The sequence below is a fragment of the Chitinophaga sp. Hz27 genome, assembly GCF_042263525.1.
Taxonomy (GTDB): Bacteria; Bacteroidota; Bacteroidia; order Chitinophagales; family Chitinophagaceae; genus Chitinophaga.
Window position 1 is genome coordinate 546,153 of record NZ_JBHKFJ010000006.1, and the last position, 14,088, is coordinate 560,240.

Here is a 14,088-nt window from a genome sequence, read left to right on the forward strand (position 1 = left end):
TCCGTACAGGTCTATTAATAAAGTTATGAAGTTAAAAATTATTTTTACCATCCTGGCGTTTTGTTTAAGCTCGTCCATGTATGGCCAGCAACAGCAGCATTATATTTTCTTTTTGCACAATAAATGGTTGCAGGAACATGCGCTAAACGAGGCTCATCCTACATATGGTGTTGCTGAGTATAATCATATACTACAAAAGCTGGAAGATAAAAATACAGTCGTAATTACTGAAAAAAGAAAGCCAGGTACAGCTGAGACAACCTATGCAATGAAAGTCAAAAAGCAGGTAGATAGTCTGATTAAAAAAGGTATTTTACCCGAAAATATAACGGTTATTGGAACATCTCAGGGTGGTTATATCGCGCAATATGTCTCGTATTTTGCGAAAAATCCCCGGTTGAAATTTGTATTCATAGGCGCTAGCTTCCGGGATGATGATTTAGAAAAAGATAAAAATTTTAAGCTTTACGGGAAAATCTTATCTATTACTGAAAAATCTGATGAAGGCCAGGTGCCGTTATCACAAGAGCAACGGTTTATCAGATCGGATATTCACTCCTTTAAAGAAATAACATTAACTACCGGTTTGCATCATGGCTTTTTATTTAAAGCCCTTGATGAGTGGATTGCACCTGCAAAACAGTGGGCAATCAGTAAATAAGGAACGCTCACAAGTGGTAATTTGAAAGCGGGTGACCGGCAACTTATCAGGTTCAATGTTATTTTGCTTGTAAGCTAATCATTGCTTATACTTAAGTAAATACCTCAATATTTTATAGAAACATTACTTCCTATGCACTCAACACGCAACTGGCTGATAACAGCCGTTTTAATGCTGAGCATTATATCTCTTGCTCAGGGTCAATCTGTGATTATTCAGAAAGGAATTAACCTACCCAAAGATTCGCTGCTTAAAGAAAGGCTGATCAATTCTCTGAATGGTTTTCTGGCGCAGGTGGATCAACCGGCATCAAAAAATGATTTTGTATTGAAAGAGGAGCTGCTGGCTACGTCTGCGCTGTTAGATGAGATGAAAGGCATGCGCCAGAATGTTACCCTGAAGGATAATGATTTTTTTAAGTGTTATTTGAATAATGTTGTGATGTTAGATGAAAATAATTTTATCCTCCAGCTATCTTATACCGGTATAAACGAAAATGGGCCGCTATTACGCTCCGTTTTTAGAATAATGGCCAAACAGGAAAATGATAGATTTTATTTTTATTCACCATTGAAAAATAATACTGTCACCTGGAAAACCCGACAGATAAAGCATACTACCTATCATTTTAAGGATTCACTGTTTACAGCATGTGTGAACGAATATGAAAAATATCTTGCGTTATATAACAGTAAACTAAACATTCCTTCCACTACGTCAGAATTCTATTACTGTGATAACTTTCCGGAAGTACTACAGGTACTTGGCATAGACTATAAATACAATTACAACGGCAGCAAAAGTAATCAACTGAGTGCGCGGGAAAATAACAGGGACTTGTTGGTGAATGGCTGGACTTCCAACCCTTACCGCTTCGATCCGCATGATATGTGGCATGATCGCCTGCGAGTGGTACTCTCCGCTGATATCATTAACAGACCTGTAGATGAAGGTTGCGCTTATTTATATGGTGGAAGCTGGGGTCTTAGCTGGGAACAAATTTTGGCGACCTTTAAAGCATACGTCGCGAACAATCCAAATGCCGATTGGCAAACACAATATACCGATCTTAAAAACTTTTCCGAAGGAAACCAGCCACTGAAAGTTGCTTATGTAATCAATGCACTGATAATAAAGAAAATTGAGCAGGAGAAAGGTTTCCAGGCGGTATTGGCGTTATTGGGTTGTGGTAAAAAAGAAAACGGCGATGCTAATTACTTTGCGGCATTGGAGAAGATAGGAGGGGTGAAGAAGAAAGATTTTAACGGGTATGTGGAGAAGCTGATTAAGGCTGCGTTTTAATTAATGTTGTTTTGCGATGGAGCATATAAGATTGAACATAGAAGGAAGGTTGAAGCCAACTGTAGAAAGTTTATTTGCAGAGGTATTTGTTTTGAAGGAACTTAAACCTAATGAAATAGTATTGTTCTGTAGTTTTTCAGGTTATAATATTCCTGTAGGACACCGCTTCTCGGAAATATCTCATAAAGGTGTTACCTACAAATGTAATATGGTATTGAAAGCGGTAAGCCAACAGTTTTTTAAGCCATTTGATGAGATTCCATATGGCTGGAAGACAATCTGTAAGTTTGAATTTTCAGATGGAGAGATTCCAGATGATGTAAAGAAATTACCGGCCTTGGATGGCTGGGCTTATGTCAATGAAAATTTAGTGTTTCAATAAATGCGGAATAGATTTTTTAAACAGTTGCATAAATGGTTTTTTTCGTTTATGCTATGACGTGATAGTAACAAGGCATTCCTGGTTAGGAATGCTTAATTATTTAATCAACTATTCCCATCAGTTTATCCATTACCTCACCCATCTTAACTCCCTTATTGGTATTAATAAAAAATACGTACCCCACCTGTTTCTCTTTGGAGAACATAAATCCGGACTCAAAATCTTCGTTGGTGCCTCCATGACAGTATAGTATACCATAAGGACTCGGGCGCATCGCAATTCCCAGGCCCCAGCCGGTGTAGCCAAAAAACTTTCGGATGGTATTGCCTACGGGAACGGGTATACGACTTTCGAGCATTTCGTGGAAGTGAGCCGCGGTGAGGCCTTTTTCTTCCATAAGTGCAATCACGAAGTTGGCATAGCTACCTGCCTCGGTGAAAAGACTAGAGGCCGCATTAAACACTTTTGGTTCCCAGGGTTTCCTGGGTTGACGCTTCTCATCATAGCCTATGGCCATATGCTGCCGGAGGGAGTCACTCCATATTATATATGCCTGCCTCATATTCAGCGGCGTAAATACTTCCGATTGTATCAGATTAGCGATACTGACCAGGTTAGTACCTGTTAGGTGGGCAATAACTTTTGCGAGGTAATAGTATCCTTCGCCAGAATAGGAAAAGGCTGTACCAGGTGTAAATGCAATACTCATCTCCATCCCAGGGTTGTCTGACCTCCAGTTGGGAAGACCACTGCTATGGTCCAGTACCATCCTGGCGGTAATGAGTTTGTAACGCTCATCATAGTCGAAATCCTGTGGAGGCAGGTATTTATATAATGGCGTATCCAGTTGAAGGATGCCCTTTTCTACCATACGTAGCGTGAAATAGGCAAATATGGGCTTAGTGAGGGATGCGGCTTCAAATAACGTTTGCGCATCTACGTTTTTATGCGATGTGATATTGGCCACACCTAAAGCACGCTGATAAACAATATGACCATCATTAATAATCGCAACAGATAGTCCGGGAATATTGAAGGAATGCATTTTATCTTTCAGGACCTGATCTATACGTTGTTCGCTAATAACGCCACCATTCAGCGTTTTGATCTGAGAGAAGGCTGGATGGTGAACGAGGATATTGAGAATCGGAGCAATTATCAGGATACAGCGCACTGATGTAAATCTCATGAGAAAATGCATTTTATTTTTTTCTTTCTAAGATTTTTTGTAAGTTTTCCTTTATTGTGTCGAGATAAACGGACTATAAGAACAAATATAACAATGAAAAATGGGAAATATGCGAACTGAAATTGCTGTAGCTGATAGAATGTAATGTTTTTTTTGTTTTAAATTTCTATTACCCGTTTTTATTTACTGGATTTTTTTTATTTTTATCGTAATACTCATTATGTCAGTTTATCTATAATAAGAAATTGCTTAACCCATAGATAGATTGATACACAACGTTATGTCAACTTGACTATCCGGATTTCTTTGGAGGATTAAAGTTATTTGTAGACCCTTTAATTTCATAAATAACCATGAAGACAATCAGTGTGGCCATTCTCGACAAAATTCCACTATTCGCCAAGATGCTGAAAAAGTATTTATCCGAACAGCGCGATTTGGTAGTGAACATTCTTGTTTCCAGCTTTGATGAGCTTACAGATCGGCTTAGCCGCCAGCAGGTAGATGTACTGATTATGGACATTTCCATGCAGGATTATTATGAACAACTAAAACAGCTACGAAAAGAATTTCCACAGCTGAAAGTGCTGATACTCTCCATGTGCACGGATTTACAGATAGTAAGCGACTTGCAGGACCTTGGTATTTATGGTTACATTTCAAAGACGGAAGATGGCGATGAACTGATTCACGCAATTAAAATGACTGCTGATAATGATATCTTTCGCAACAAACTCTTTACTGAAGCACTTTATCTGAATCGTCATAAAAATATGAAGAAGGCCGATAGTGAAGCCTTACAGGATCTCAACGATCGGGAAAAAATGATCGTCCAATTGTTATGGGAAGAAAAAACAAATAAAGAAATCGCAGATGAACTTTTTCTCAGCATCCGCTCCATAGAAAAAATCAGACAGGATATCCGCGATCGTCTTGGCCTCAAATCCACCGTGGGCCTACTTAAATACGCACTGTACAAAAGAATCATTCACCTCAATAATGCGATATACCCTGTTGATCTATACACAGGTAATTAGTAAAAACCGAAAAGATATTTGGTAATACTACTATAGTATCTACTGCAGTTTTTAACTAGTTTGCCTTTGTATTTCGGAAGTAGTGATTGTTACAAGTTGTAGCGATAGCTATGCCAACACCACGCGAAAACCTTATGCGTATTGGCTTTACAGCTCATATAGTAAAGCCTGTTTGTGCCGTACTTCTTATTTATTGGATCTAAATGTTTTGGAATGAGCTCCTTCCTCACTACCTGGTATTTGTTGTACACCCGACCATGCTACGAGAAAAAGATCAGCGAAAGATTGGAAGGACTTGATATTAACTATCTGTTACCCGTAAGAAAAGTACTGAAGCAATGGCACGATAGAAAAAAATATATCGAGGAACCGCTTTTTCCCTCCTATATCTTCGTTCATCTCAATAATATCAAACAATACTACGATTGCCTGGGAGTAAATGGAGTACTGTGTTTTGTGAAGTTCGACAAACAGATTGTCAGAATTAATGAACATACCATTAATAACATCCGACTCTTATGTGAAACGGGAAATGATATTGAAGTTACTACACAACGATTTGGCCCAGGAGAACGGGTAACTATTGTGGATGGCTCACTGGCAGGACTATCCTGTGAAATCATCGCCTGCGAAAAAGAAGAGAAATTTATAGTAAGAGCCAACTTTATGCAACGGAATATTCTCATGACCGTTCCTAAAGCCTATCTCCAAAACGAATACGCACACGACTAACGATCTATCACAACTTATAATGCTGGAACATATGCGTGCTACACAGTGTAAAAACCTGAGTGACATACTATTGGAAAAAAGTTTGCTGATCAATAAAGGCATCACCTTTATTGAATCAGGTAGCCATGAGCATTTTGTTTCCTATCAGGACTTATATAAACATGCACTGTGTGCCTTGTTCTATCTGCAGCAAAACGGTATTAAACCTGGTGATGAGCTGGTACTACAGGTAGAAGACAATAATGCATTTCTAACTATTTTCTGGGCCTGTATTCTCGGTGGCATCATACCCATTCCGCTCACCATCGGACAAAATGATGAGCATAAACAAAAACTATTTAATGTCTGGAATGTACTATCCTGCCCATTTCTGGCGATCGAAAGTGATGACCTGGAAAAAGTAAAACAGTATGCAGCTAAACAACAACAGGAAGATAGCTTCGAAGTGATGGTACAACGTAGCTTGCTAACTAGTGATATACTGGCAGGACATACCCCCGGTGAAATTTTTTCCTCACAGGAAGATGATCTGGCATTTATACAATTTTCGTCAGGGTCTACAGGGAAACCCAAAGGCGTAATGCTGACGCACGGCAACTTGATCGCCAATATCAATGCCATCAGTGCAGCTGCAGCCTATACAGCAAATGACGCCACGCTCAGCTGGATGCCGCTGACCCACGATATGGGCCTGATTGGATTTCACCTGAATCCTTTATGCGTGGGGATGCAGCAATATCTAATGCCAACCAATACATTTGTAAGGCGTCCTGCCTTGTGGATGGATAAAGCCACCACACATCGTATTACTGTTCTTTGCTCGCCAAATTTCGGATATGAATACCTGCTTAAACACGCAAGTGTATCCGAACATTGGGACTTGACAGCCGTGAGAATATTATTCAATGGGGCAGAGCCCATCTCCAGTCACCTGTACGAAAACTTTATTCGGCAGCTTGCCCGTGTAGGCTTGAACGCCGGAGCTGTACGTCCGGTATATGGACTGGCGGAAGCCTCTCTGGCCGTGACTATCTCTGAAATAGATACAGTACCAGAAACACTGGCCATCGACAGCCGGTATATAGGTAAAGGAGAAAGAGTACGCATAAAACAGTCCCTCGAAGAATATACCAGCACACAAGTAAATGTAGGAAGAAGTATACCCGATTGTTTTATCAGGATCGCCAGCGAAGATAATATACAAGTGCCTGAGTTGGTAGTATACGAAATACAGATATCAGGAAGAAATGTAACTAAAGGATACTATAATAATGCAGCCGCCACCGAAAAGCTGATAACACCTGACGGGTGGCTGAAAACAGGGGATCTGGGCTTCATGTATAATGGTAATCTTTACGTCACAGGTAGAGCGAAAGATATCTTATTCATCAACGGTAAAAATTACTATTCTCAAGATATAGAACGCGCAGCACTGGAAGTAGAAGGCATCAGCCTTAATAAAATTGTAGTAGCCGGATATTTTAACTATCAGACGCAGCGAGAAGAGACGGTAGCCTTTGTTTTTCACCGTGGCAGTCTGACATCCTTCCTGCCATTGGCTGCGGCCTTGAAAAGGCATGTAAATAGCAGTCTTGGAATTGTATTTGACAGGATTATTCCCGTGCAGCATATCCCTCGAACTACCAGCGGAAAATTGCAACGATTCCGATTAATGGAGCAGCTCCTGCAGGGAGATTTTGATGCTACAGGAAAAGAGTTGGCAGCCCTCCTGGACGATGATGCGCAGCTTGCTGGCCCGCATACTGCCACAGAAGCCCGACTGCTGGACATCTGGAAAGAGGTGCTCCAACAGGAACGGATAGGCATACACGATAATTTCTTTGAGGTAGGTGGCAACTCCTTACGCGCTATTGAAGCAGCCATGAAGATTTCCAGGGCTTTTGAAAAGAGTCTTCCGCTTCAAATTTTGTTTGAACGAAAGACCATCGCTGCACTGGCGCCTATCGTGGAATCAGGCATAGAAAGCCCCGTAGCAAGTATTCCTACGGTGGTGGATACACGCAATTTTGCACCGGTAGCCCCTGTGCAAAAGACGTTGTACTATAACTGGGAACGTGATAAAACAGATATCGCCTACAATATTCCAGTGGCCTTCGATATTAAAGGAGATATAGATACAACGAGATTACAGGAATGCTTTCAGCAGCTATTGCAGCGCCATGATGTTTTCCGGATGTCGTTTCACCTGGAGGACCAACCTGTAATGCAGGTACACAAGGACGTAGGGTTTGTGTTATCCGAGATATCCTGCGAGCCTGCGGATTTGCCTTCACTAGTGCAACCCTTTGATCTGCACCAGGCTCCATTGTGCAGGGCGCACCTGATCACTACTGCTACCTCACAAAAAATTTTATTCCTGGATATACATCATATTATCTCTGATGGTATTTCCGTTAGCCTTTTAATAGAAGAACTGTTTGATTTATATGCCGGTAACACCTTAGTGCCTGTAAGTACAAGCTACCAGGACTATACAGCCTGGAGGCACGCTACTTCGTATATTGTTCAACGTGACTATTGGCAGCAAAAGTTAGCAGGCCCGTTACCGGTGCTTAATCTTCCGGCAGACTACCAGCGTCCTGTTGTATTTTCTCCGAAGGGAGAGAAGTTGGCCTTTGGTCTTAAACCTTCCACTGTGTATGGTTTGAGACAGTTGGCCCAGAAAGCTGATTGCACCTTGCAGGTACTGCTATTTTTTATCTACAAGATATTATTGCAGAAATATACGCAGCAACAAGACATCATTATCGGGATACCTGTTGCTGGGAGAAACCACCTGGATCTGCTTCCGCTGCAAGGTATGTTCGTAAATAACCTCTGTATCCGTAATCCTTTGGATACGGAAGATATATTTATGCATGGCCTGAAGAAAGAGCAGGAACAATTGCTGGAAGCCTTGGCATGCCAGGAATTACCTTTTGGAGAAGTCCTGCAGTTGCTGGATACAGCCAGAGACCCAGGCCGGCATCCAGTATTTGATACCATGTTCGTTTATCAGAACATGCCGCAGCCACGGATTAGCTATGGTGATGTCAGTATTCGCATGCATACTTTCGATCCGGGAATTTCGAAATTTGACCTGACACTGGAGATATTTGAAGATGCTGAAACTATCCGTTATCACCTCGAATATGCAACAAGTATTTTTAGTCGGGATACCATTCTCACTTTCAGCCGTCACCTGGAAGCACTACTGGAAAGCGTGATAACAGCGCCTTTCTGCAAGATCGCAGATCTGCGCCTGGCTCAGGGAGAGGAATGTCCTTCCGGTTCCCATGAAACGTATCCACATGACAAAACAGTAGATGAGATTTTTACTCGTCAGGCAGCAGCTACACCGCTGGCCATTGCCGTTGAATATAACGGTCATTGCTATACGTATAAGGACCTGGACTTGCGCTCCAATGCCGTTGCATATAGATTGCAGCAAGAAGGGATAGGTAAAGGAGAGATGATCGCATTGATTTTCCAACGTTCACCGGAACTGATCATTGCCATATTGGGCGTGTTGAAGGCCGGAGCCGCCTATGTGCCTATAGATCCTGAACTACCATCAGAAAGAATATCCTTTATCCTACGGGATAGTGCTGCCAGGCTGGTATTGACAACGGCGAACCTGCAACAACAAAACCATTACCCGACAGGTGTAAAGATCCTGGCAGATATATATGAAGCGAAAGTAACCACCCAGCCAGCATCAGCGCATACTGCCGAAGATCTGGCCTATGTAATCTATACTTCGGGAACTACCGGTCAGCCTAAAGGCGCCATGATTTCACATCGTTCCCTACACAATTATACGGCCTGGGCTATACGTAATTATCTCAAAGAGGTGCCGGCATCGATGCCTTTATATACCGCTATTTCTTTTGATCTAACGATAACGGCTATATTTCCTCCGTTGTTGAGCGGCAATAAAATTGTGGTCTATGAAGAGCAGCCAGGCGCATTTGTCCTGGAACGCATTCTGAAAGAGAATAAAGTGGCCGTAGTAAAGATTACGCCCTCACATTTGCGGCTATTACGGGATAGTCAGCTGAAAGGTCTGATTGGAGAAGATTGTATAATCAAGGCATTTGTAATAGGAGGTGAATCTCTGGAAACCTGGCTGGCACGTGATGTTTACGAGCTATTTTCCGGTAAGGTGGCACTGTATAACGAATACGGCCCTACGGAAACTACCGTTGGTTGCATGATTCATCAATTTGACCCGAAAGAGAACTGGCTCAGCGTGCCTATTGGTATACCCGCAGCTAATACTAATATCTATTTGCTGGATGCAGCGTTAAATAAAGTTCCTGCTGGCCTGACCGGAGAAATATATATTTCCGGGGATGGGGTAGGAAAAGGCTATCTCTATAATGAAGCACTAACCGCTCAAAGGTTCGTCTGCGATCCTTTTACCCCAGGGAAACGAATGTACAAGACAGGAGACCTGGCCAGAATGCTGCCAGATGGAAAATTACTTTTTCTGGGAAGGGCAGACCGGCAAGTAAAGCTGAATGGTTATCGTATAGAGCTTGCGGAAATTGAACAGCAATTACTGAATTATCCTGGTATCCTGGAAGTGGTGATGGATATTACCCAGATAGGCGCGCAGCAACAAACCCTGGTAGCCTATTTCAGGACGGCAAATAACGATGACGCCATCAGTAGTATACAATTAAAAAATTACCTGGCGGCAAGGTTGCCATACTATATGATCCCGGCCTATTTCCACCAGGTGGCGGTTATCCCACTCACTGTCAATGGTAAAGTAGATACGGCCAGGCTGGTATTACCGACAGCGGAACCTACCGAAAAGCAGGCACCCGCTACTGCTATGGCCGCTCGTATGCTGGACATATGGCGTACATTGCTAGGCAGCCCCGAGCTGGAAGTAACTGATAATTTTTTCGCTTTCGGCGGCGACTCCGTAAAAGCCATACAGATCGTGTCAAAGCTGGCAGCCCTGAATGTGCATATAACGGTCAAGGATATACTGACTTATCATACGGTAGAACAAATTTGTATGCATCTGCCGGCAGACCAAATAATGCCGGTATATGAACAGGGAAGTGTAGCTGGAGAGAAGGCGCTGACGCCAATAGAGCGTTGGTTTTTTGCCAATAAGTTCCAGCATCCTGAATATTATCATCAATCCGTACTGTTAGAACTTCAGCAGCCGCTGCAAGTGCAACAAGTACAACAAGCCTTTGAGAAGCTCATCGGGCACCATGATGGCTTACGACTCAATTATAATTCTGCCAATAAAAAGCTCTTTTATAATGCACGGCATTTGGAACAGCCTTTTATTATAAATGTTATTACGGCTGATGCAACGCAATTGCCTGAAATAGCTGAAGCGCTTAGAAGTGGTTTGGACCTGGAACATAGTTTGCTCTTTCGCGCAGCACTGCTGCATTTGACAGATGGCCGTAACCTGTTATTTATTACCGCCCATCACCTGATAGTTGACGGTGTTACCTGGCGTATCCTACTGGAGGATCTTTATTCTTTATTGAAAGATGATTCACAGACATTACCGCTGAAAACAGCATCTCTCCTTGATTGGGAAAAGCATCTACCAACTGGTTCAGAAAAAGTCTCTGATCTTCCTATAGATAACAAACTCGCGGACTGCTATATCGCCGATAGCAGCCATTATACAATTAAGATCGCTGCCAATGTAACAGCGGCCTTTTCTCAGTATGCATGGCAGGTATATAAAGCCGATACCGCAGCCCTGCTATGTGCCGCCACTATAAAGGCTTTGGCAGAAGGTACTGGACAGCAGTCGCTGATAATAGAACAGGAACATCATGGCAGAGACCTAACCGCTATAGACGTTTCCCGAACCACTGGCTGGTTTACCAGGATGTATCCAGTGGCTGTAAATGATACCGGCCTGGAGATGCCATCGTTGATTGGTATTATCAGGGCAGCTGCCAAAACAGGAGACAATACCCAGCCGCTGAATGCGCCTGCTGACCTGCGTTTTAATTACCTCGGCGATTTTACCCGCGACCTGCACAATGATCTTTTTTCCTATAGTACCCTGGCAACAGGAAAAGAAATACATGGTAGCAATCATATGACGGCCAGACTTGAATTGAATGCCATGATCATTCAAGGAGCGTTAACGATAGACCTTATCTACCATAAAAATATATTCCCGGAAGCAACTATTAAAGGCTGGATGACCTTACTGGAGCAACGTATACAGCTGCTGGCAGTATCTGTAGCTGATAAGGATAAGACATTGATGCCATCTGATTTCGACTGTGTGGACCTTACGCAGGAAGAGCTGGACATATTATTTTAGAACCCTTTTGTAAACAACATTGCCGATGTTTAGGAGTTATCTCAAGATTGCCTGGCGTAATCTTCGCAAGCATAAATTTCATTCATTCCTGAATATTTTTGGATTGTCATTAGGCATCACCTGCTTTTTGCTGATCATGCTATACGTGAATGATGAATTTAGCTATGATCGGTTTAATGATAAAGCTGACAGGATCTATCGCGTTAATACGGATGTGAAATTCGGCGGTATTGAGCAGCTGGTGGCCATTGCGCCAGACCCACTAGGCCCCACACTCAAAAGAGACTATCCACAGATAGAAGAATATGTAAGGTTCTACGCGAAAGATGAATCTCGCCTGATCCGTAAAGGAAATGAGCAAATTAACGAACATAGGATCGTGCATGCCGACTCCACTCTTTTCAAAGTCTTCACCTTACCAGTTGTTGCCGGAAACGGACTTACTGCCCTCAATGAACCAGGGAATGTGGTGCTGACAGCCACTATGGCAAAAAAATATTTTGGTAATGTGAACTGTGTGGGAGAAATACTAGAGGCTAACAAGAAGATTTATAAGGTGACGGCTGTCATCAAAGATATTCCCGATAATGCGCATTTTAACTTTGATTTCATCTTCCCAATGTCTGACCTGGACTATGAATGGGGGAATTTTCTCAGCGCTAATTTTCAGACCTATGTGGTACTGCAAAAGGGGGTAGACTATCAACAGTTTAACAAAAACCTGCGACAGGTGGTAGATAAATATATCTTTCCACAGGCTAAAGAAATTATGCAGATCAGTAGTGCGGAACAGCTGAATGGAGGAGAGAATAAGTTTGCATTTAATCTTTTTCCATTGACAGATATTCACCTGTATTCTGATCGGCAGGGAGAGTTAGGCGCGAATGGAAATATACAGTTTGTCTTTATTTTCGTGGCTATTGCAGTATTTATTTTGCTGATAGCCTGTATTAATTTCATGAACCTTTCTACGGCGCGATCTGCCGCCAGAGTGAAAGAAGTGGGTATACGTAAGGTGCTGGGAACAGATCGTAAATCGTTGATATATCAATTCCTGATGGAGTCGACGGTTACTTCGGTTATCTCACTGCTTTTTGCATTGGTGCTGGTAGCATGTTTGTTGCCATTGTTTAGCCAGCTTGCATCCAAAAACCTCTCTGTGTTTAATATGCTGGATGCTAAGCTGCTTCTACTTATGTTGGTATTGCCTTTCCTGATAGGGCTGGGTGCTGGTTGTTATCCTGCCTTTTATATGTCCCGCTTTCAGCCGCTTAAAATCCTGAAAGGAATGGCGGGCACGCTCCGAAAAAGCAACTTCCGTAATGCACTGGTCATCTTTCAATTTGCTACTTCTGCCATCCTGATTATATGTACCATCGTAGTGTTTCGGCAGTTGAATTTCATCCAGGCAAAGGATGTGGGATTCAATAAGGAACAAGTGCTTGTTATTGGCGGTTCCGTGGCGCTCAAAGGAAAGGAAGAACTTTTTAAGCAACAGGTACAAAGTATCAATAGCGTTAAATCAGGCACTGTTACGGGCTATCTACCAGTGGCTGGCGCCCTTCGTAAAGGCTGGACTTATTGGAAGAATGCTACCATGGACCTGGATAACAGTATCAGCGTAGAAAGCTGGGAGGTCGATAACGACTATATCAAAACCATGGACATGCAGATCCTGAAGGGGCGTGATTTCTCCAGGGACTTTACTTCTGATTCCGGTGCGGTGATTATCAATGAGGCCATGGCCAGATTGCTGGGATACCAGGACCCAATCGGACAAACGATTTATACCGGAGCTTCCCCAAAAATTACGACGCTGAAAATCATCGGCGTGGTAAAGAATTTTAATTATGAATCCCTCCGTAAAAATATAGGGCCACTCTGTCTGACCCTGGGAAGAAACAATGAACTGGTTTCTTTCCGGCTAAATACAGCCCAGGCGGGACAAGCAGTTCGCCAGATAGAAAGTAAATGGAGAGAGTATATAGGAGATGCCCAATTCAACTACCGTTTCCTGGATGAGGACTTTAACCGCATGTATTTTGCTGAGCGTAGGATGGGTAAGATCGCCATTATTTTTGCTGGCCTTGCAGTATTTATTGCGTGTATAGGGCTATTTGGCCTCGCCACTTATATGGCAGAACAGCGCACAAAGGAAATCAGTGTGAGAAAAGTGATGGGCGCCTCTGTCGGACGAATACTTTTCCTGCTGTCTATAGATTTCTTGAAACTGGTGATGGTGGCGGTGATATTAGCAGCACCTGTTTCCTATTATTTTATGAGCCAGTGGCTGGGGAATTTTGCCTACAGAAGTAGTTTTCCGTGGTGGGCGTTTCTGTTGGCCGCCGTTATGTGCCTGACAATAGCCTTTATTACGATTAGCTTCCAAACCATTAAGGTAGCTCGTTTGAACCCTGTGAAAAGCCTCAAAGCCCAGTAATTGACCTCCCAAAATTGACT

8 protein-coding genes are annotated in these 14,088 nt (G+C 42.6%); 7 read left to right on the top strand and 1 reads right to left on the bottom strand.

All coding sequences use genetic code 11. The features are described from left to right. Window positions 1-25 precede the first annotated feature (25 nt). The 3 genes from ACE38W_RS16860 (at window position 26) to ACE38W_RS16870 (ending at window position 2,345) form a co-directional block, all read left to right on the top strand. Complete coding sequence (locus ACE38W_RS16860; RefSeq protein ID WP_375832423.1) at window positions 26-661, top strand: hypothetical protein; 636 nt, start codon at window positions 26-28, stop codon at window positions 659-661. Between the two features lie 132 nt (window positions 662-793). Beyond that, the gene (locus ACE38W_RS16865; RefSeq protein ID WP_375832424.1) at window positions 794-1,963 is read left to right on the top strand and encodes a hypothetical protein; all 1,170 of its coding nucleotides are present in this window, start codon (window positions 794-796) and stop codon (window positions 1,961-1,963) included. A gap of 16 nt (window positions 1,964-1,979) precedes the next feature. After that, window positions 1,980-2,345: a hypothetical protein gene (locus tag ACE38W_RS16870; protein WP_375832425.1), complete on the top strand. Its 366-nt coding sequence runs from the start codon at window positions 1,980-1,982 to the stop codon at window positions 2,343-2,345. Window positions 2,346-2,445: 100 nt separating this feature from the next. Here ACE38W_RS16870 and ACE38W_RS16875 read toward each other — a convergent pair whose 3' ends face one another. Further along, entirely contained in the window at window positions 2,446-3,534 is a 1,089-nt protein-coding gene (locus ACE38W_RS16875; RefSeq protein ID WP_375832426.1) for a serine hydrolase domain-containing protein, read from the bottom strand. A gap of 353 nt (window positions 3,535-3,887) precedes the next feature. Here ACE38W_RS16875 and ACE38W_RS16880 point away from each other — a divergent pair, with 353 nt between their 5' ends. From ACE38W_RS16880 to ACE38W_RS16895, 4 genes are all read left to right on the top strand, one after another. Then, a complete protein-coding gene (locus ACE38W_RS16880) occupies window positions 3,888-4,571 on the top strand; it encodes a response regulator (protein WP_375832427.1) in 684 nt (227 codons plus the stop codon). Between the two features lie 213 nt (window positions 4,572-4,784). After that, a complete protein-coding gene (locus ACE38W_RS16885; RefSeq protein ID WP_375832428.1) occupies window positions 4,785-5,303 on the top strand; it encodes a UpxY family transcription antiterminator in 519 nt (172 codons plus the stop codon). A gap of 31 nt (window positions 5,304-5,334) precedes the next feature. Next, window positions 5,335-11,628 carry an amino acid adenylation domain-containing protein gene (locus ACE38W_RS16890; RefSeq protein ID WP_375832429.1) on the top strand — a complete coding sequence of 2,098 codons (6,294 nt, stop codon included), beginning with the start codon at window positions 5,335-5,337 and terminating at the stop codon, window positions 11,626-11,628. Between the two features lie 25 nt (window positions 11,629-11,653). Next, window positions 11,654-14,068 (top strand): ABC transporter permease, encoded by a 2,415-nt coding sequence (locus ACE38W_RS16895; protein ID WP_375832430.1) that lies wholly within the window; start codon window positions 11,654-11,656, stop codon window positions 14,066-14,068. Window positions 14,069-14,088: the final 20 nt, after the last annotated feature.